At 62.1% G+C, this 18,900-nt stretch carries 16 protein-coding genes; all 16 read right to left on the reverse strand.

Translation table 11 applies throughout. The features are described 5' to 3' along the window. Positions 1-6: 6 nt before the first annotated feature. Genes J2Z31_RS06315 through tssA form a run of 16 tightly spaced genes read right to left on the reverse strand, consistent with a single transcriptional unit; the run spans position 7 to position 18,863 of the window. Positions 7-981 carry a DUF4150 domain-containing protein gene (locus J2Z31_RS06315; RefSeq protein WP_209600992.1) on the reverse strand — a complete coding sequence of 325 codons (975 nt, stop codon included), beginning with the start codon at positions 979-981 and terminating at the stop codon, positions 7-9. Beyond that, positions 981-2,003: a beta-ketoacyl synthase N-terminal-like domain-containing protein gene (locus J2Z31_RS06320; RefSeq protein ID WP_209600993.1), complete on the reverse strand. Its 1,023-nt coding sequence runs from the start codon at positions 2,001-2,003 to the stop codon at positions 981-983. Before J2Z31_RS06320 ends, J2Z31_RS06315 begins: the two co-directional genes overlap by 1 nt. Beyond that, complete coding sequence (locus J2Z31_RS06325) at positions 2,000-3,100, reverse strand: DUF2169 family type VI secretion system accessory protein (RefSeq protein ID WP_209600994.1); 1,101 nt, start codon at positions 3,098-3,100, stop codon at positions 2,000-2,002. Before J2Z31_RS06325 ends, J2Z31_RS06320 begins: the two co-directional genes overlap by 4 nt. Then, positions 3,100-3,645, reverse strand: a complete 546-nt coding sequence (gene tagF / locus J2Z31_RS06330) for a type VI secretion system-associated protein TagF (RefSeq protein WP_209600995.1) — start codon at positions 3,643-3,645, stop codon at positions 3,100-3,102. Before tagF ends, J2Z31_RS06325 begins: the two co-directional genes overlap by 1 nt. Then, positions 3,627-7,151: a type VI secretion system membrane subunit TssM gene (tssM, locus tag J2Z31_RS06335; RefSeq protein ID WP_209600996.1), complete on the reverse strand. Its 3,525-nt coding sequence runs from the start codon at positions 7,149-7,151 to the stop codon at positions 3,627-3,629. Before tssM ends, tagF begins: the two co-directional genes overlap by 19 nt. Position 7,152: 1 nt before the next feature. Further along, complete coding sequence (icmH, locus tag J2Z31_RS06340) at positions 7,153-8,472, reverse strand: type IVB secretion system protein IcmH/DotU (protein ID WP_209600997.1); 1,320 nt, start codon at positions 8,470-8,472, stop codon at positions 7,153-7,155. Positions 8,473-8,476: 4 nt separating this feature from the next. Further along, positions 8,477-9,811, reverse strand: coding sequence for a type VI secretion system baseplate subunit TssK (tssK, locus tag J2Z31_RS06345; protein WP_209600998.1), 1,335 nt, complete (start codon positions 9,809-9,811; stop codon positions 8,477-8,479). A gap of 15 nt (positions 9,812-9,826) precedes the next feature. Beyond that, a complete protein-coding gene (gene tssJ, locus J2Z31_RS06350; protein WP_209600999.1) occupies positions 9,827-10,285 on the reverse strand; it encodes a type VI secretion system lipoprotein TssJ in 459 nt (152 codons plus the stop codon). Beyond that, entirely contained in the window at positions 10,285-11,532 is a 1,248-nt protein-coding gene (tagH, locus tag J2Z31_RS06355; protein WP_209601000.1) for a type VI secretion system-associated FHA domain protein TagH, read from the reverse strand. The genes tssJ and tagH overlap by 1 nt, the downstream gene beginning before the upstream one ends. Further along, the gene (gene tssG / locus J2Z31_RS06360; protein ID WP_209601001.1) at positions 11,526-12,593 is read right to left on the reverse strand and encodes a type VI secretion system baseplate subunit TssG; all 1,068 of its coding nucleotides are present in this window, start codon (positions 12,591-12,593) and stop codon (positions 11,526-11,528) included. Before tssG ends, tagH begins: the two co-directional genes overlap by 7 nt. Beyond that, complete coding sequence (tssF, locus tag J2Z31_RS06365; protein WP_209601002.1) at positions 12,557-14,431, reverse strand: type VI secretion system baseplate subunit TssF; 1,875 nt, start codon at positions 14,429-14,431, stop codon at positions 12,557-12,559. The genes tssG and tssF overlap by 37 nt, the downstream gene beginning before the upstream one ends. A 1-nt stretch (position 14,432) precedes the next feature. Beyond that, complete coding sequence (tssE, locus tag J2Z31_RS06370) at positions 14,433-15,197, reverse strand: type VI secretion system baseplate subunit TssE (protein ID WP_209601094.1); 765 nt, start codon at positions 15,195-15,197, stop codon at positions 14,433-14,435. Beyond that, positions 15,184-15,633 carry an Hcp family type VI secretion system effector gene (locus J2Z31_RS06375; protein WP_209601003.1) on the reverse strand — a complete coding sequence of 150 codons (450 nt, stop codon included), beginning with the start codon at positions 15,631-15,633 and terminating at the stop codon, positions 15,184-15,186. The genes tssE and J2Z31_RS06375 overlap by 14 nt, the downstream gene beginning before the upstream one ends. Positions 15,634-15,662: 29 nt before the next feature. Continuing rightward, positions 15,663-17,171, reverse strand: coding sequence for a type VI secretion system contractile sheath large subunit (gene tssC, locus J2Z31_RS06380; protein ID WP_209601004.1), 1,509 nt, complete (start codon positions 17,169-17,171; stop codon positions 15,663-15,665). Between the two features lie 3 nt (positions 17,172-17,174). Beyond that, positions 17,175-17,711, reverse strand: a complete 537-nt coding sequence (tssB, locus tag J2Z31_RS06385; RefSeq protein WP_209601005.1) for a type VI secretion system contractile sheath small subunit — start codon at positions 17,709-17,711, stop codon at positions 17,175-17,177. A 3-nt stretch (positions 17,712-17,714) separates the two neighbouring features. After that, the gene (tssA, locus tag J2Z31_RS06390; RefSeq protein WP_209601006.1) at positions 17,715-18,863 is read right to left on the reverse strand and encodes a type VI secretion system protein TssA; all 1,149 of its coding nucleotides are present in this window, start codon (positions 18,861-18,863) and stop codon (positions 17,715-17,717) included. Between the last annotated feature and the right edge of the window lie 37 nt (positions 18,864-18,900).

The following is an 18,900-nucleotide window of genomic DNA, read 5'->3' on the forward strand; positions in this document are numbered from 1 at the left end:
CTCCTTTTAAATTGCGCCATTAGTGCCCGAGAGCGGCGGCTTGAACTTGCCTGAGGCGGGAGTCCGGACTTGCGTGTCGTTCTTCTTGTCCTCCTCCCCCGTCATCATCGGCTTGAAATGGTAGTCGCAGATCAGTCGCAAGCACTCGACGGCGGGGTGCTCGGTGCCGTCCGGTGCATCGTTCATATGCGGCTTCTTGGCTTCCTTCATGGCCGCCATGTTGGCATCGACGACCTCCTTGTAAGTCGGATTTGTGCCCTTGGCCCGTTGCTTCTTGGCCCATTCGCCCTGGGATTTTGTCTTCCGTCCATGCTCGGTGTTTGGATCTGTCGCGTCCTCGAGGCAAACACATGGCGCATCGTTCATGGTGTAGTCGGAGACGGTGCTGATAGCCTCGCCTCCACGAGAGTTTTGGAAGCAGGCGTTCTGCAGGATGTGGTCCGACTGCTGCTTGCCGCCGCCTTGGCACTCCTTCTCGGCGTGCTTGTAGGCATGCACCTTCATCCCGAGTTTTGCGAGAATCTCGGCGCAAGGCACGCCGCCCACGTTCAGGCCCGCGATATGCGGCCAGGGCGGAGCGTTTCCCACGGGCGAGGCATGATTGTTCGTGGCGAGGTCGGTCATTCGTATAACCGATTCACCATCAAATTTTACGTTCATTGACCAGGAGTTGAAGTATTCCTTGCCAGTGTTCTTCGAGGTGATGACGCCTTTCTTGGCGGCACAGCCGGCCTCGGTACCGGATGTCCTGGACAGATCGGATTTGTTTTTTATGTTGACGGTCTGGCCGCCGATCTTGACCGTACCGGTCCCGTTCTCAGTATCTGACGCAAAACCGAAACTGGGGTAAGGGATCGGAACTCCAGGCGGGGTCGCGGGATTTTCTGGTGGCGTGAAACAGACATCCGGAAAAGCTGCGATGGTCCTGGCGTTCACGGCCTTGCCGGATATTTCCAGGCCGTTGGCGAAAACGTTGGACATCAGGCGACCCTTGCAGCGAGCACGGCGGCGCCACAGGCGCCAGCGTCGTTAGAGGCTTCGATCAGAACCGGATTTCCCGCGGCGTAGCCTTTCTTTGCGGCCATGAAAGCCATGCCAATCATCATGGGTACGGCTGCCGCACCGACATTGCCCAAGCTTTCCGCCGGCGACCAGATGTCCTGAAATTCATGCCTTCCCCGCAGTAGGCGCAGGCTCGCCAATGCGGATTGCTTGAACCAATATTGTTCACCGATCAGGTCGGCGATGCGGTAACCCAGCCGATTCATTTCGATGCTGGCTTCGTTGAGTGCGGCAAGATAGGCAGACGTCATGCCGTCGCCGCGCAAAGGAATGTCGGCCGGGTTGTAGATAGATGCCTTCTCGCGCGCGAGACCTAGGCCGAAAAGGCGAAGTCCACGGTTTCGCGAGCAAGTGCACAGAACGGCGGCGGCGGCCTCGCCGGGAATAAAGCCATTCGGATTGTCCGGAGTCAGCAGGCGGTTGTCCGCGAGATAGTGCGTAACGGCCCCTGCCGTCAGATAACTGTCCACGCCGGCGATCATCACATAAGGTGCCTCGCCGGTCGCGAGTATCCGCCGCGCTTGCTCAAGGGCAACATGTCCCGAGGGACGACCGTGGGCAACGATCCTCGAGCGTCCGTGCGGTGGACATTCCGCGATCTCCGCAATCGAGTTGAGGAGGCGCGCCCCGTCGGGGGCAGGGCGGTCGGGCCGACCTTCCTCGGCAAGGCAGAGAATGAGCGCGGTCTTGCCGCGGGCTTCTGGCGCTGCCTCGAAGGCTTCGCAGATGGCCCCTGCCGCCAGATGGGTCATACGCTTTTCGCCGATCCAGTTGCGCGGCAGCGGCACCGGAGCGCCGATCAGCCAATTGCCGCCGGATCCAAGAAAGCGCGTCTCTTGAAAGCCGTCCAGATGCGCCCGCATCGCCGCGCAAGCGGAGGGGGCGTCGAGGCCGACGGCTGTCACCATGCCGATGGAGACGATGTCGATCGGGATGCTCAAACCGCTTCGTCCTCTAATTCTTCTACCCCATTGGCGCGGATGTAGCGTCGACCGGTCGCACGCGCCCGTAGCATGGATGGTGTCGGCGGCCCAACCCAGCATTCGCTGAAGTCCAGGATTGTCCGGTGGATCCGCTGCGAGACCCGCCACACCAGCGAAAGGCGCCTGTACTCCGGATCGAACAAGACGGTGTCGGGCAGTATCGAGCCCTCGAAGGCCGTCTCAGTTCCCCTGAACAGCGTCATCGGCAAGCTGGTGCCGGGGAGACGAAAGCTTTCGCGGCCCACGCGGGTGAGGTTCACCAGCACCACTTCTTCGCCACCCTTCGGTGAGTCTGTCTGCTGATCCGCCGGCGCCATCTGGAAATAGCGCTCGTCGAAATCGGGCGGCAGGAAGGGAAAGATATTTTCAATCCAGTTGTCGTCATAGGTCCCGCCATGCTCGATGCGGCCCGGCCAGCCGCGCCCATACGGCCCGAAGCTCATTGGCCGGTAGTCGCCGAAAGGCGAGCGGATCTCCTCGCCGATGGCTTGCGTGTTGGGCAATTTCAATCCGGGAACAAGATGCTGGTTCTTCGGCCGCGCCCATCCCGTGCCGACGGGGTTGAGGTGGTAGCTCGCGGGGAGATTGTCATGGGGATCGAGGCGGTCGGTGCCGCCCCAGGCCGTATCATAGGAGAACGGCTGGCGAAGGAAGGGCAGCGGTGCCGTTGCGGCAAATAGCGGCCCGCGCGCGCGCCATTCGCGATCCCCCACCACGTCGAAGGCCTTTGACCAGTGACCAAGCTTGATGCCGACCCGGACACGCTCGGCGGGACGTCCTCCCGGTGCATAGGCGCACCCATTGGCGATCACGTCGCAGCGTGGCTTGCGGAAGGCGAAATCCGTCTCCCAGAGAGTGGCCGAAAAACCGGGTTTTCCGGTATGAGTGTCGGCCATCACCAGCGGCACCTGCTGGGATGATTTGCGTATAGGACCGCCCGGCGTCTGGGGAAAGTCGAATGTGCCCTTGACGACAACGACGATGTACTCGTGCCCGGCCTTGTCCATGGCCATGGTGAATTCGGTCGGGAAGCCGGTCTGGTTCCAGATCTGCATCAGCCGGACCTCAGATCTTCGCAAAGGAGCTCGCGGAGCATCGGTTCGGGTTCGTCCGGATTGACCTCGATCGGTTCGGACCGTCCAAGCCAGAGCACCATGCGTCGGACGGGGCTGCCCTTCGCTGCGACTGCGGGAAAGGGAAGCGAACGCAGGCGGGCGGCGAGCCCGTCGCCGTCGAGTTGACCCGTGCACGCCGATGTCCCAGTTGCCTCCAACGCCTCGAACCACTCCCCGGCCGCAGTCGCAATATCGATCGCTGCAACCGAAGGCGCAGCGGCAATCGTCAGCGGAAACGGCCGGCCGGCACGGTCGGCGCTGGCCATCACAATGCCGGTCATGGGTCCGAAGACCTCGCGCCCGATGAGAAATCGCAGAACGGGGTGCTCCTGCGGTGAATTGGACGAAAATCGGTGAACCAGATGTCGGCTGATCCAGCGATCCCACGCGCCAACGAACGAGGTGGGCAGGCCGCGCCTGACGAAATCCCCCGTCGCCGGCAGTTTTCCGAAGAAGCCCGGCAGGATCAAAGTCGCGGCGGACACGTGAACCTCGCGAACATCTTCAGGTCATAGGGATTGGCAACGCTCGCGGCCCGAAGCTCGAAGTCCGCGTAATGACCTTGAGCGGCAAGCCGCAGCCGGTAGAGTTCCGGAAGTTCGGTTTTGGTCAAGCGCCCCGCACGCAGCATTCGCAGCAATGCCCAGCTTCCCGTCTCGCTGACCATAACCTCGGGCGACCCGTCGATCGGCTGGAAGGCAAGGGTGATCACGCCCGTGCCGTCCTTGCCCGGCCAGGTCATCGGCTGGGGTCGAGTTGGGTTGTTGTAGTAGGAGAGACTTTGGCCGTCGACGTTCAACGTCACGCGGCCGACGGTCGGCGAAAGGTCTTTGGCCTCGAGCGTAAATGTCAGGATTGGTCCGGCGCCTCCCGGGAACAGGCTGTCGCGGATCAGTCGACTCTGCTCCAGCGCCGCCAGAGCCGACGAATCAAGCTGGATGTCCGCGCGCCACTTCCAGGGGTGTCGGGTCACGTCGATGTAGCCGATCAGGTGATTGTTGATGAAGCTGTCGATCAGCCCGCCCGGACCGAAGATACGGGAAAAGTCGACGACGTTGACATCGATTGCGCTCTCGGGAACGAACGGATAGCGGTTGGTGAGCGCAGCCTGGCAGAAGGGCAGGACGTCGGCGCGCCAGATGGCGTTGAGTTCTGAGGTCACCGCTTCCGTTGTAAGACCGCTCGTGTCCCCGGCGATGCCCGCCAGCCAATCGTCGAGCGGGTCGGGCAGGGTCGAGGCCTGTCTTGCGACAGCCCCCGTCAATTCGGCCAAGCCGCCTTGTCGCTTGATTGCATCCTGGGCATCGGGGCTTGCCGATACGGTCTGCAGCATGTTCGAAAGCGCAGTAAGCGCTGCGACTGCGTCATTGAGGACTGGAGGTTGGCCGTCGACCTCGGCGATTGCGCCCTTGATGGGCTTGAAATGCTCGGCAACCAATGCGCCCGAGAGATCCACTTCCGACTTCGAGCCGGCGGGCATCAGCTTCACGCCTTTTTTTGCGAGCTTGCCGATCTTGCCGAGCTTCGACAAGAGCTTGGATGCGCCGGCCGGAGGCTTGCCGCCGCCGTCGGACTCGGAACGGGTCAGTTCCGTCTCATGCACGATGGCGTCCAGCAGCCGCTTCATTGAAGAATCCGCGCTGGAGAGATCCTTGAGGTTCTCGCTGGCCGTCTGCAGATCCTTGAGTGGCGCGAGCCGGACATCACGTAGGAAGCTGTCCCACTGCGAAACGTAGTCGTCGTAATAGAGCTTGAGAATGTCCTGGGCGAGGGAAGCGACCGATGGGCTGGCGCTTTCCGAGCAGCCGCCCGCAAAGACGGAACGATCGAGTGCGGCCTGCGCGGCCACCTCCTCTAGCCGGGCAAGGATCACGTTATGGAAGCCCTCATAGGTGAAGGCCCCGCTGATCCCCACCCTGAAGGTCTTTTCCGAGCGACGGGCAAGAACCTTCGGACCGTTCGGGCCGACATGATCCGCGGGGATCCATTCCTTCAACGCCCTGACCTCCGGATCGGAGAGCAGTGCGTTATAGGCGCGGACCGGCAGCGGAATCGAGCAGATGCTGCGCAAGGCTTCGCCAACCAACGCCTCGTCGGGAGCGATTTGACTTTGATTCGAAGCCATGTTGGCGATCGCGGCCAGTTGATGATCGGCAGCCATGTCGGTTCGGAATGGCGGCACGGGGGCGAATTCAGGCAGCTGCTCCGTCCACCATTGCTCGGCGAAGTCCGGGTCCATCGGCGACAGCCCGGTCATCATGCGATAGGTCTTGAGCGCGCCGAGCTGGAACTCCGGGTCGCGGATCTGGCGCCACATCGTTGCCTCGAGCAGCGCTATCATGCGGGGTTCCAGTATGTTCCGCAATGCGCGGTCATAGGCATCGGCCTGAGCCTGGCGGATCTCGGTCGCGGCGGAAGGGCCGATCAGGGCTGCAATTCCGGCCGGCGGCTCGCTACGGGCGTTCGAGACCTCGGTGACGGCCTCGAGCGCTATGTCGAGATCGAGAGGCTCGAGGGGCGCCTGACGTGCGGCAACCGGGGTGAGCGGCAGTTGCAAGGCCTCAAGCTGTTCTGCTTGGGCAGCCAGCACCGCGTAATTCTTGCGATAGGAAATCGTGAAGATCAGACCGGCGACAAGCACCAGTCCGGCTGCGGCCACAACGGCGCCGCGCCATATCCAGATGCGCCGTTCTTCTGCGGCGGGATCGAAAGTGCCGAGACCGGCTTCCTTGAAGATTACTTTCGAAAGCAAGTCCTTCAGGAAAAAGCTGCGCTTCTCCGCCCGCGGAATGGGGGTGACCGGCTGCGCCGGCAGGCCGAAGGACGAAGCGAGCGCGGCCGTCAGTCGATCGATTGCCGTCCCTTCCTGCGTTGCGGAGGTAAGATAGATACCGCGCAACCAGGCGCTTTCCGCATAGCGGCTTTCACCGAAAACGGTTTCGACCAGAACGCGAATAGGCTCGGTAAGGGTCTCGACCTGTGCAGGGAAGCGGAAGATCTCCGCCCGGGCGGCAAGGTTCTCTTGGTCTTCGAGGCGGGGAACGAGGCGCCGTTCCAGGACACCGGTCAGCGCCGCGAGTTCCCGTGAGACGTCACTGCCGTCGATGCGAGCCCCAGGCGGGAAGGTCGCGCCCCACACCTGCTCGCGATCGGAGGTCGAGAGCCCCCCGAAGAAGGTCTCGAAGCCCTTGATCAGATCCGCCTTGGTCAGCATCAGGTAGACTGGCAGGCGGATCTTCAGGTGCTCCTGAAGCTCGGTCAGCCGTTTGCGCACCTGGCGACCATGTGCACGGATGGCGGCATCGCCTTCCGAAAGCGTCTCGACGGAGAGCGCCACGATGACGCCGTTCAGAGCGCGGCGGCCCCGATGCTTCTTCAGAAGATCGAGGAAGCCCAGCCATTCGGCTGCGTCGACCTCCGGCTGGCTCTCCTGTAGAACGTAGCGCCCGGCGGTATCGATCAGTACGGCCTCTTCCGTGAAGAACCAGTCGCAGTTGCGGGTCCCGCCGACCCCGTGCAGATCGTCGGTGAGGTCGATTGGAAAACTCAGTCCCGACTGCCGCAGCGCCGTGGTCTTGCCGGTCGCCGGCGGGCCTATGATCACGTACCAGGGCATTTCCCGGAGGAACTTCCGGCCCCCCACTTTGCGACGCTTCAGTTCGCTCATCACCTCCCGAAATTTTGCGCCCACCGAGGCGACGCCCTCTTCTGCCGGGGTGGGTGGCGCTTCCGCCTGGGGCGCGATTTCCGATACGAAGATACGATTGGCGCGGATTGCCCGGCGCTGCGCAGCGATCCACCAGATGAGAAACAGAAGGAGCAGAACGCCGATCACGATCAGCCGCACCGTCTCCGATGCTAACGGCGCGCTCTCTCCGACACTGACGATGGGGCCGAATATCCAGATGATCAGGGATAGCAGGATCAGGCCGATGAAAGTCCAAAGCCAGCGCGAGGTAAAGACAGCCCAGAGGGACCGGAAGAACTTCATCTCAGAGCCTCTTTGCTATCAGGAGCTCGATCCTGCGGTTGGCGGCTCGGCCTTCGCGCGTATCATTCTTCGCCAGCGGCTGCGTTGCCGCACGTCCTTCCGACCGCACGCGCTCAGGCGGCACGCCGCTGGCAGCCAGCAAAGCAGCAATCGTTGCGGCGCGGGCCTCGGACAGGCGCTGGTTGTTTGCAAGCGGATTGGTAGCCTGCAATGGAACATTATCGGTGTGACCGACGATCGTAACGCTTCCGATCAATTCAGCATTATCCTTGAGGACAGCAGCGATCGAGGCGACGAGCGGTTCGAAGCTTTTCGTCAGTTCGGCTCGTGCAGACTGAAAAAGCTCCGGATTGCTCGATTGAAGCAGGAGTGTCACCGAAGAGGCGTTTTCTTTGCCCTTCAACGCTGGGAGAAGAGTAGGAGGCGCGGCGGCGCGAAATTCCGGCAAGAGCTCGAAGATGACCGGTTGCACCGGTGGCGCATCCGGCGCCGGCGTGCGCTTGTTCGGCCGATAGATTTCGGCCCGTTCGGGCGGGGGCAGTGCCCGAACTAGGGTTGCCAGTTCCTCAGCCTTGGCACCCAGCCGCATCGATAGTGGCACGTAAATTGCGGTCGCAAGCATCACCGCCACGACTGCGAGCACCCAGATCGGGATGGCAAAACGGGAAGGTTCGTCGGCTGCTATGACGCCCTCCCACCTCGGCGACAGCTTCGAACTCTCGCCATCGGCGTCCCGCAGGAAGCGGGCGGCTGCGGCGCGCACGGCGTTGAGAGAACGATCACCGGCGCGCCCCGGCACTCGATATTTGCCCCGGAAGCCGAGCGCCAGGCAGAAGTAGTGCAGCTCGAGCAGTTCACGGTCTCGGCCGGGATGGCGTTCCAGTTCCTCCAAACGGGCGAAGAACTGTGCGCCCGCATCCACGTCGCCGCGGAGCATGACGACGAGAGGCTGGCGCGGCCACGCGCTGGAGCCGCCCCACGGCGTGTTGAGCGCCAGATCATCGAGGAGCGAGGCGACGGCCCAGGCGGCCGCGTCTGCCCGTGCGAGGTTCGCCCCGGAGGCAACGGCAGCATCGCGCGCGGTGACCAGCTCCTCCATCAGCCTTGTTCTGAGCGCCTCGGGATTGCCCGGCGGCAAGGCATTCTCAAGTTCTGGCGCAAATTCCAGCAGCATGGCGAAGGCATTGATCAACGCGTTGGGATGATAGCGCACGCGTCTCGTCAAGGGGCCGGTCGGAAGGGTCCGCATTGCCGCCGGCGGCGGGCGGATGCGCGTGCGGCCCTGATCTTCCGAAAGGCCGAATGGGTCCTCGCTTGCCATGGCGCTACCTGCTTACCGAATAGCAGTCTACTTGCGGCTCGCTGGGCAAAATACCCGAGACGCCAATCACAAATCCCGGCGAGCGCAGAAGTGATTCCCAATGCTCGCTGCGCTGATCCAGCTCCAGGCAGAGCCGGTCCCCGTCATAGGGAATTTCGCGCGGCTGCGAGTGGAGGGGCTTGAGGCGAATGCCAGGGAGCCGGGACTTCCACAGCGCCTCGAATTCGTCCGCAGCACCGACGGTCACCTGGTCGACAAAGATCTTGCGCAGCGTTTCCTCTGAGGCATCGCATCCGACGCGTATAACGATGCGGCTCGTCGTCAGCAGTTCGGGGTTGTCGATGCGCACCTTCCATACATTGGTCGCGTGCTTAACGACGGGCAGCGCCCGCGACTTCGGCTCGACATAACGCAAGCTCAGTATAAGGGACCGCAAGGTGTCCGCCAGCGCGGCAAACGCCTGCCCGGGCGCAATATGCTCGTAAGTGGGAAGCTCAGTCAGTCGCCTTGAGCCTGATCCGTATGTGGCCATTCGGCCAGCCAGACCGCTGAGCTCGAGAAAGAGCTCGGCCGGATGGAAGACCTCCTGTGGAAGCATGTGGGCCAATCGGGGTCGAGCCGTATTGGCGAGATCGAGCACCAGCAGATTTTCCACGCTGCGGCCGGCGCCGCCAAGCACCATCTTTCCATGCGCTTCCGCAATGCGGTCCAGTCCGGTAATCACCTCCTGCAGGAGCTTGCCGTAGAAGGGCACAGCACCGGTCGTCAGCGCCGGCGGCAGGAAATTCTCGGCGACCGCAACGCTTCCATCGGCGAGCAGTCCGTTGACGCTCGTGACAGGCATTGCGGTGTAGCCGCCCGTCGTCTGAGCCGGCGACAGAAGCAGCGCTTGCGGCCGGGCGATCTCGATCTCTTCAGGATCGGCGCCGCCATGGACGGCGTCGCGGACCCACTCGATCCGCCCGCGATATCGCGCGCCGGTGGGTTCCCGATGAGCAGGATCGAAGCTGGCTTCGCCAGGAGGCTCCACCGGCAAAGCGAGCTGCACCGCACCGGCGCCCATGTCGCGCGTTATTGCCAGCGGTGTGGGGGCATCCATCGTTTCAGGAATCGCGAAGGGGGTGCCATCCGGGAAAATGCCCCGCGCGGATGACACTGCGACCCGTCCGGCCTCGAGTTGTGTGGCATCGAGTGTCAGAGACCTGAAACCGAAGGTCTGCAGCCGACCGGCCTGCAGCGCGCCTCGCATCAAGGCTTCGGTATAACGATCCTGCTGCTGGAAATGCTGGGTGCGGAGGAAAAGTCCCTCCAGCCATACCACCTTGTTCGCGTCCGTCATGCTGCACGCCTCCATTCAGGCGAGCGCGAGCGTCATACCGCCGCGGTTGAGGATCACTTTCGCCGTCACAGTCGATTCGGGTTTGATCGGGGCGGTCCTTCGCCAGGTGCGACCACCAGGTTCCCGGAACAGAGCCACGACACCGAGATAGGTGGCCTCGGGCGGAAAGGTGACCGTCTTCGAGGCGGTCTTGCCGGGGGCGATCGTCAGTTGATCGGACCCCACGAGGTCTGCGCCGAGTGCGGTAGCCGGGTCTTGAAGAGCGAAGCTATCCGCAGCATTGAATTTCCCGACATCCTTGAGCCTGAGGATTAAGAGGGTGACCGGACGCTCCCCGCCGTCGGCGGCAAGGTTCATGCCCGCCTGTCCCACCGCCGCGACGGTCACGTTCGAGGATTTCGGCGGACCGCCCATGCAGCCCGATATCAGGCCTGTCGCGCCGATCACCATGAGAAAGTCGCGTCGATGCAGCATCAGTCGTTCTCCCTCTCTTCATAACCGTCCCGAAAGTCGCCGCCGATCTCGCCGAGGAAACGCGTCGTCGCGCTCTTGGCGATTTCTTGATAGCGGTTCTCATAAAGCTCCCAGAGTTTCGCCCGCCGTCCGCCGGCGAGCAGCGCTTCCAACGCCGAGCGCGACTTCAATTCGTTTTCGAGCGCCGCCGGATCGAAGCGCTCGATCATTCTCGCAAGCGCCGCCTGGACGCCGCGCCACGTTCTCACATGGTGGTGGGCAAGGTCGCGGATGGAGCCGCTGATCGCGGCCTGCGGAGGAAGAAAGCCAACACTGCGCTGGGCCAGAAACGTCGCGATAACATCGTCCACGTTGGGCAGGAATTTGAGAGGGTTGACATCGGATGCTCCGACCACCGTCTGAACGACCCGCGCCTCGTTTTTTTCCTCGGCACGCTTGCGCAGGAGATGCATCAGCCCCTCAAGCATCATCCGATATTCCCGGCCGAAATTCTCCATCTGCGCCGCCGGGTCGGCGGCCGGAAACTCGTCGGCGCTCAAGCCCAGGCCGCGCAGGAAAGCCTCGCGCAGGTCGGTCTCGGGGGAAGCCGCCACCGTCGGGCCGGGCTTCGCCGGCTCTTCCGGGACCGGTTTCGCGGCGGCCTTGGTTTCCGAGACGAGCGGCTGTGGTGCCGGGCTCGGCCAGGGAAAATCCCAGGACTGCTCCTGTTGGCCCGATGTCGGCACCGGGTCGAGACTGAATGGATCGTCAAACATCGGTGGGCGTTTGACCGCATCGCCTTCGTCTGGTGTATCGGCCGGTTGTTCAAATGGATCCGGCAGCCCGGCCGGTCGTGGGGGAGGCGGCGGCGGCTCGCTGCGCTCCGAGAAGAACGTGTCCCTCTCGAAGCCGATGGGCGGCGACGCCCTCTGTTCAGGAACCCGCTCGGCGGGGGCTGCCTGGAAGTCGACGCGGATGATGTAATTGCCGAGTTGCAGCCGTGCGCCATTATGCAGCGTGGCGGAATTCCCGGCCCCGAGCGGTGTTCGCGAGCCGTCGATGAACAGCCCGCCGCTTGACGTGTCGGTCACGAGATACTGACCGCGAACGCATGTGATCGTGCAATGAGCCCGCGAGACATACATGTCGGGATCGTCAAGCCGCCAATCGGCCTCGGCGCTGCGGCCGATGACAAGCTCGCCCTCGACGAGGCTCATCTGGCGAACAGCTTGCATTTGCGGCGATTGCTCGAGAGTGAGGATCAGCATTCGGCAGCCTCCAGCATTTCGGGCCGCCAGCCATTGACCGTGCGCATGCAAAGGTCTTCTGCGTCACTGCGATCTTTCCGTGGAGCGACCCACGCCGTGTGCCCAATCCGCGCTTCTCCCAGGCGTGCCGAAGGAACCGCGTCTCGCTTGAGCACGAGCCTGACGTCGACGTCGAGCCCATGTCCCACCAGGTCGCCGATCGCCGTTTTCAAGGTCTCGCGCCGTTCGCTGCCGGGGAGAAAAGCCATGTAGTCGGGAAGCGTCAGCGGCCCCAGGGCGAGCTCCATTCTCTGCTGGCGCTGGAATATGCGCGGGCCGATCGTGGCACTTCGGCCAAGTCGAACATGGGCGACGGCAAGCCGGGACTGAAGTCTTGCCGGTATCGGGTTCCAGCTGCCGACAAATTCCCGAAGGCGAACCGGGACCTTCAGGAGGTCGGCAAGAAACCGCGTGAGTCTCTCAGGCCCTTCTATCTGATTGGCGAGCGCAGGCGCATGGCGGAGCTTCGTTTCATCGATCAAGGTGGGCGCCGTCTGTCCTTGACCACTAAGTCCAAGTCCGGCCAAGGCCGCCCGGAACGCACGAATGCGACCGCCGCCCGGGCGCGCGACCTGCACCGCCGGATGAGCATCCGCCCAGGCGCGGTAAAAGAGCGCGATCATTCGATGCTGAAGAATGTTCACGAAGTCGATGAAGGTCGTATCGCTGATCTCACGCATGTCGGTCGTTGCGAACCAGCGTTGCGAAAGGCGATCCAGTACCCAGCGGGTCAGGTAAAGGGGCATCGGACCTTCTGGCCCGAGGAGCCCGATAGTCGTCACCGTAACCCGAGCCGGCGCCTTGTCGGTCGCCATCTCGACGCTCGTGACGTCCTGCACCGCGAAGCCGAGCCGCACATGCTGTCCGAGCCGCGCCGGCTCACGATCCGGTCGGCCGGCCTGGCCGAAGAACCTTCCGCCTTCTTCCAGGCACCTGAGGAGCTCGAAAAAGTCGAACTCCGTCGGGAGCGGATTGGCGTCCTTGGTCAGATCAGGTTGCGATTGCCCGGCGTCATTGGCCATGGCACATCCTCCTGCTTCTGGATCACGCGCGCGCGGGTTCGCACGAACGCATTGATCGACGCATAGCGGGAAAAAAGCTTCGAGAGCAGGCCTGAGAGTAATAGCGCGCTGTGCCCGGCTAGCACAGACTGGTCGATATGAAGGGTAATCTCGGTGCCCCGCCCGAAGCACATCGGTCCCGGTATGGGCAGGCGTTCGATCACCGACCGCGACTCGACCCTTTGAATCGCGCGTACATGCCGGCTGAGGCCCGGATCCCCGCGCTGCGCGTAGAGCTCAAGAATGGCGTGAAGCGGGTCCACTCCGCGGCCTTCTTCTGCCAGGCTGAGAAAATTCAGCGAGAGCTGCGCCACAAACCTCCACGCCAGTTCATCGGCCCGCGTGGCATCCACGGCTCCAGACGGAAGTGTTGCCGGAATCGAAGGCACCGGGGACCGAACGGCTCCGAGAAGCCGGATTGTCTCGACCGGATCGCCGCTTTCGAGGGAGAGCGACGGTGTGTCGTCCAATATAGGCAGGTCGCGATTTGTGCAGAGCGCCGCCACCTCAATTCGTTTCGGTGCCCGTGCAGCTTTCGAGTGGGCGGGACGCGAAAGCGACACGAAGACATCGTCACCACTATAGGAAGTGCGGGTTTGTCCCAGGCGCAGCTCGTCCTCGTTCGGTCGCCGCGGGCGACGTTCGGTGAAATAGACAAAGCCGTTGCCACGATCCTGGCCCAGGCTGAAGAGCGCCGGTATCTCGGCGTCCGGTCCCCCAATGTCGGCATCTTCGACACGGATCGGGCGATAGATTTCGAAATCGCTCGGGCGGGTCCGATCGGCATGGAGCACCTGCCGTGTGCGCCTCGGATCGAGTTCGATGACGTTGCAGCTTCGCTCGAACAAATTGATGATCGGCGTCGTGAAAAGCGCGAGATCGGTTGCTGCCATATTGGCGAGCTCGGGGGCGGGACGCCGCAGGAGAAACACCAGTTCGAGCCCAGTCTCACAGCGATGAACGATCGGCTGCAGCCCTCTCACCCGCACGTAGTGGAATCGCTCTGGCGCGACAAAGTATTCGCGCAAGAGCCTGTAGCCCTCGAAAGTCTCGCGCGTGCGCGGCAGCAGCGCCTCCTCGTCCGAGATCCCGACCATCTCCGGCTCGGCGAGCCGGCTCAGCGGATGATCGCGGCCTTCCGGGCGAGCGCCCGTGGCACAACAGGCCCCGAAGAGCGTATCGAAGAGCGAGGCTGCCTTGCTCTTCTCGGCGAAATAGAAATCGAGGCGATCGAGCGCCAAATCGCCGAGCCGGCCTTTACCGGTCCGACTGACGACGATGCTCAACGCGGCCACGCCGGGTTGTCCGCCGATCGGGCCTATTCCCGCCGCCGCGAGTGCGCTTCGATCCTGGATGTAGGTGGCCGAGCTGATCGTGAGCGGCCACAGCACCACGTCCTGTGCGGTGGTATAGATGCACCGGGTCGAAATCCCGGGCCGGGCGCTCGAAACCAGCCGTGTCCCACGCTTCACCAGGTGCCCCGCGGCCATTGTTTGAACCTGCTGGCCGGGCTTCAGCAAAGCCATGCCGATTGCCGGCGCCGGGCAGACGAGATCGGGATAGAAGTTCTCGAGCACGCTTCTCGAGAAACGTGCGCTCTCCGCATCCACTTTCTGGCGGGTGCGAGCGGCGAGATAGGCCACACCGTCGAGCAGGCGTTCGACATAAGGATCCGGGCAGGGGACAGTGTCCAGGGAAAGATTACGAGCGATCGAAGGATGCATGGCCGCAAACTCTGCGGCGAGAGCGCGGATGTGTGTGAGTTCTTCCTCATAATATTCCAGGAAGACTCGGTCCATGTCAGGTGTCCTTGAGCTCGGTGCGTGCCGAACCGTTCTCGAGATCGAGCACGGTTCGAAGCCGTAACCGTTCAGGCGCTGGAGCGGTGAGCAGCAGCGCGTCGATGTCTATCCTCAGACCGATCGACCTGTCGCCGAGACTGACGGTCACCTTTGTCGCGCTTTCCTTCAGTCGAGGTTCAAATGCCGCAAGCACGTTCCTGATTTCCTTGGCCAATTCGTCACGGTCGAAATCGCGGGACGAGCGGCCGGAGAAGGGCGGTACGCCATAATTGACCACGCTGCGGCGAACCTCCGGGAAATCCTCGAGCGAGGGCGGGTTGTCACCGGCCTGGTCGACCTCGAAGTCCGTCAGGAGCGGCGAGGACTCGAAGCGCTGTGCATTGAAGAGCGCCTCGATGTCCCGTCGAACGGCTTCACGCAGCACGTCGGCCGAGACGACGACGCCGCGGCTTTCCAGTTCCGCCCGGCGTCGGTCGAGCGAGACCAGCCGGTGCAGGCTCTTCTTTTGGTCGACGCCTATATCCGTCGCTGCGTCGATCTGGCGAATGCCGCCGGCAATCAGCGCATCGAGCCGTTCAGCCTCTATTTCGTTCTGCAAGGCCTGCCGAAGCTGCTTGATTTCCGAGCTTAGCCCCGGCAGGTCATTGACCAGCCGATCCCACAAGGATGGCTGGATCGCCTCGCGCGTCGCCCGCAGGTTCCCCCCGGGCGGTCTCGCTTCCCTTCCAAATCCTTTCTTTTGCCAGCTTTCACTTGCCGACATAGACATCCATCTCGACCTCGTCCTTATCGTCGTAGTTGAAAGTGATGTTCTTGTAAGCGAAGCCGACGCGCTCTTCGATGAGGTCTGGCTCGTCCTCACTCGGCTTCATGATATAGCTGGTTACCGATGCGTCTTTTAAGGTGATGACCAGGTAGTCGCTTGTCTCGCCTTCGATTGTTCTTCTCGCCGAAAACTTGACTTCGTCGAGGAGCGTGTTGTCGAAGAGAGCCTTCTTCAGATAGGGCGAAGACTTGTCGTAGTGTTTGATAAAATTCACCATGCCCAGGCTGACACGGCCCCTCCTGGACAACGAATTGGGATCGAAGGGTGCCTGCATTTCAAACTCTACGCCATGCACTTCAATCTCTTCTTCGTGGCCATCGCGGATGCTCGGCCCGGTAATGTCGGGGACCTTGAGAAATCCATCAATTTTCATGAACAACCTCCATCGGCTCTCTGGTGTATTCACGACTTCATAGACGGCAGCTCCGAAACGAGCCGGAGCGAAGCATTGATGCCCTCCAACTGGTAATGTGGCCTGAGATAGAAGCGGGCGTTGTACCAGCCCGGCCGGCCCTCGACGCTGTCAACCTGGACTTCGGCTGCCGCGAGCGGCCGCTTTGCGCGGGCCTTTTCATCGGCAAAGGCAGGATTGGCGAGAACGTAGCGGTTGATCCACTCCGTCAGCCAGATCTGCATGTCGGCGCGTTCCTTGAATGAGCCGATCTTGTCCCTGGCGATCGCCTTCAGGTAATGAGCGAAACGGGAAACCGGGAACAGATAGGGCAGGTTGGCGCTCAACCTTTCATTGGCCTGGGCGTCCGGATCGACCAGCCGGCCGGCTCGTGTCTCATCGTCCTGCAGCGAATGGGCACCGATGAAGGCGGCAATATCGGTGTTCTTGCGATGCAGGATCGGCATCAGCCCGAGCTTGGCGAGCTCGGCCTCGCGCCGATCGTCGATCGCGACCTCGGTCGGGCACTTCATCGCTACCGTGCCGTCGTCGGTCGGAAAGGTGTGGACCGGGAGATTGATGACGGCGCCGCCGTTTTCGACACCACGAATCTGGGTGCCCCAGCCGAAGAGCTTATGGCTGCGGTTTATGTTCACTCCCATCGGGAAGGCCGCGTTCATCCAGACATAGCGATGATGGTCGCCCTGGACCTCTTCTTCGAAGGCAAACCCCTTCACGGGGACCGTTTCAGCTCCATAAGGCAGTCTTGCCAGCACCCGGGGCATGGTCAGCCCGATATAGCGCGCGTCCTCGCTCTCGCGCAGCGACTGCCATGAGGCATAGGCTGGAGACGATACGATCTGTTGCAGATCCTGCGGGTTCGGCAGTTCCTGCCAGCTCTCCATGCGAAACAGGCGCGGGGAGGCGGCTGCTATGAAGGGCGTGTGAGCCGACGCGCAGATCCCGGACATATTGCGAAGGAGAGCGACGTCCTTCGGGTGATTTGAGAACTCGTAGGCGCCGATCAGGCATCCATACGGGCTGCCACCAAGCATCGAGTATTCGTCGGTGTAGACTTTCTTGAAGATGGGACTTTGATCCCACATCTGGCCTTCGTAATCCTCAAGCGTATCGGCCAGTTCCTCCTTCGAAATGTTCATGACGCGGATCTTCAGCTTCTGATCCGTCTCGGTGTTGTTGACGAGATACCACAATCCGCGCCACGTCCCTTCCATCTGGAGCACTTCGGGCGCATGGAGGATCTCGTTGACCTGCTCGGTCAGAAGCTTGTCGATGCCGGAGATCAAGGACTTGATCGACTTGATCGCGTTCGACGAGATGACAGCCGATTCCGAGCGCGACCGCGCGGCAAGGGCGAGATTTCGGACGAGGGCCTGAAGCTTTTCGCTGTCATCCTTCTTGACCTTGAAGTCCTTCTCTAGAAGCTCGCTGAATTCGCCGAGATCCACTCCCTCCGCTTCTGCGACACCGGCAATGGCGGCTTTTTCCTGTTCGGCCATGGCTCAGACCTCCGACTTGCTGCTGTCTTCGATCGCCTGGTCAGCGATCTTTCCCAGGAGGGGCTCATTGTTCAAAAGCTGGGCGATGCGTTTTTCCGCGTCGATGCGACCGTCCATGAAGCCGAGCAATTCCTCAAGCTGGCGGCGCATCCTCAGGAGCTCGGCGAGCTGAGGGACTTGTTCTGCAACACGATCCGGCGCGAAATCGGCCATGCTCGTAAAGGTCAGGTCTACCGCAAGCTCTTCATCGCGTTCTTCGCCGGCAGGCTGGGGAAGAGTGTTCTTCACGCGCGCCTTGACGCGCGGGCTAAGGGCTTCCATGAAACGGCCAAACCGGTTTGCGTCGGTCTCGACAAAAGCGCGGTCCCGTATGGATTTGCGCGCCTCAGGCGTTTCGGAGGCGCCGGCAAGGTCGGCCATCACGCCCATCACAAACGGCAATTCGATCGTTGTCGGGCTGCCGTATGTTTCCACCTCATAGGCGATCTGGACGCGAGGCGCCCGGTTTCGTTCAATTACCTTCGCCTTAGTTTCGCTCATAGGTCACCTTTCGTCCCGAGATTTCTTGTTTTCTGGCACGCCGGCCAGAAGCCGGAACTCCTTCAGACCGGAGGGCGCCAAGTCCTCCATCAGTTCCAGAAAATTCATCGGCACCATACGTTTGATTCTGCGCGCCAGATGAGGAATAGGGCTCGACGGCTCGGTGCGGTCGTAGAAGTCGATGACGAGGTCGATGCACCTCGTGACCTCCTCGCGCGAGGCAAGGCGCGCCGGAAAGGCTGCAGCCGGTCCGGTGTAGATCGAATCTGCGCCGGAGCTCGTTTGCGCAGGTGCCTTGTCACCAGCGGCGATTTCCTCGCTTGCGACCTCCTGGCGCGAGCCGGGTTGCGCCCGCTCGAGCGTCGAAATCACTCGTTGAAGGAACCGGTCCAAATCCGACAATGTGAAGCGCACATCACCGCCCATCTGCCGGTTAAGCGATTCTTCGAGTTCTCCCAACGCAGCCGCCGCAGCACGTGCGTTGGCGATAAGCTCGGCCGCTTCAGCCGAGGATTGCTCCGCAAATGCCGCGCAGCCTATTCTCATGCGGTTCAAAAGGCGGTCGTGCTCGCTTACGAGTGATGATTTCTCAGCCTCGCTCAGTCCCGGTGCAGCCTCGGCAAGAGCCGTACGGGTGTCAATCGATCCGCGCTCCAGATCCCGGCCGGTGAATGGGCCAACACCGTGGGGGGCAAATAAGGTCATCCTCCGAAAGTCCCCCAACAACCCGTCCTTGTCGTTTTGAAGCTGGAGAAGCGCGTTGGTCCGGCGCAGCGCCGCATCCCGAGGAGTGGAGTCCGGCCGAAGTTCTGGATGCATCGTCTCCCAATGCAGGTCGAAGGTCCGGGCGATCAGGCGAAGCCCCGAGGCCAGGCCGGCAAAACCCTGTTCATTCGCAAGAGCTCGCGTGACGATCACCAGGAGCCGCAGATCCCGCCCGTGCTGACGCAGCTCCTCCGATTTCCGAAGGACGTTTGTCCAATCGACAGGAACTTCGGCCCTTGCTACTGGGTTATTCCGTTCGTCTCGGCTAATTTCGATTTGAGGTTGCATGAGGCGTTCCAGTTCGTGGAATCGCCCATCATTCCGCAAGCTTTCGCCAGACGGATTGCTGCCATTCAGTGGACTTAGCCAGAGAGCGGAGTCGAACAACAGATCCCCCCGTTACCAACTAATGTTCTCCTCACAG

This window comes from Sinorhizobium kostiense, from assembly GCF_017874595.1.
GTDB classification, from domain to species: domain Bacteria; phylum Pseudomonadota; class Alphaproteobacteria; order Rhizobiales; family Rhizobiaceae; genus Sinorhizobium; species Sinorhizobium kostiense.

Excerpts from the sequence above, each read along its gene's own strand:
- tssK (WP_209600998.1), bottom strand. The coding sequence starts at position 9,811 with ATGACGGACGCGAACAAGGTGGTATGGCTGGAGGGACTTTTCCTCCGC.
- J2Z31_RS06315 (WP_209600992.1), bottom strand. The coding sequence starts at position 981 with ATGTCCAACGTTTTCGCCAACGGCCTGGAAATATCCGGCAAGGCCGTG.
- tssC (WP_209601004.1), bottom strand. The coding sequence starts at position 17,171 with ATGGCCGAACAGGAAAAAGCCGCCATTGCCGGTGTCGCAGAAGCGGAG.
- tssJ (WP_209600999.1), bottom strand. The coding sequence starts at position 10,285 with ATGCTGCATCGACGCGACTTTCTCATGGTGATCGGCGCGACAGGCCTG.
- tagH (WP_209601000.1), bottom strand. The coding sequence starts at position 11,532 with ATGCTGATCCTCACTCTCGAGCAATCGCCGCAAATGCAAGCTGTTCGC.
- tssB (WP_209601005.1), bottom strand. The coding sequence starts at position 17,711 with ATGAGCGAAACTAAGGCGAAGGTAATTGAACGAAACCGGGCGCCTCGC.
- icmH (WP_209600997.1), bottom strand. The coding sequence starts at position 8,472 with ATGGCAAGCGAGGACCCATTCGGCCTTTCGGAAGATCAGGGCCGCACG.
- tssM (WP_209600996.1), bottom strand. The coding sequence starts at position 7,151 with ATGAAGTTCTTCCGGTCCCTCTGGGCTGTCTTTACCTCGCGCTGGCTT.
- tssE (WP_209601094.1), bottom strand. The coding sequence starts at position 15,197 with ATGTCGGCAAGTGAAAGCTGGCAAAAGAAAGGATTTGGAAGGGAAGCG.
- J2Z31_RS06325 (WP_209600994.1), bottom strand. The coding sequence starts at position 3,100 with ATGCAGATCTGGAACCAGACCGGCTTCCCGACCGAATTCACCATGGCC.
- tssF (WP_209601002.1), bottom strand. The coding sequence starts at position 14,431 with ATGGACCGAGTCTTCCTGGAATATTATGAGGAAGAACTCACACACATC.
- J2Z31_RS06375 (WP_209601003.1), bottom strand. The coding sequence starts at position 15,633 with ATGAAAATTGATGGATTTCTCAAGGTCCCCGACATTACCGGGCCGAGC.
- tssG (WP_209601001.1), bottom strand. The coding sequence starts at position 12,593 with ATGGCCAATGACGCCGGGCAATCGCAACCTGATCTGACCAAGGACGCC.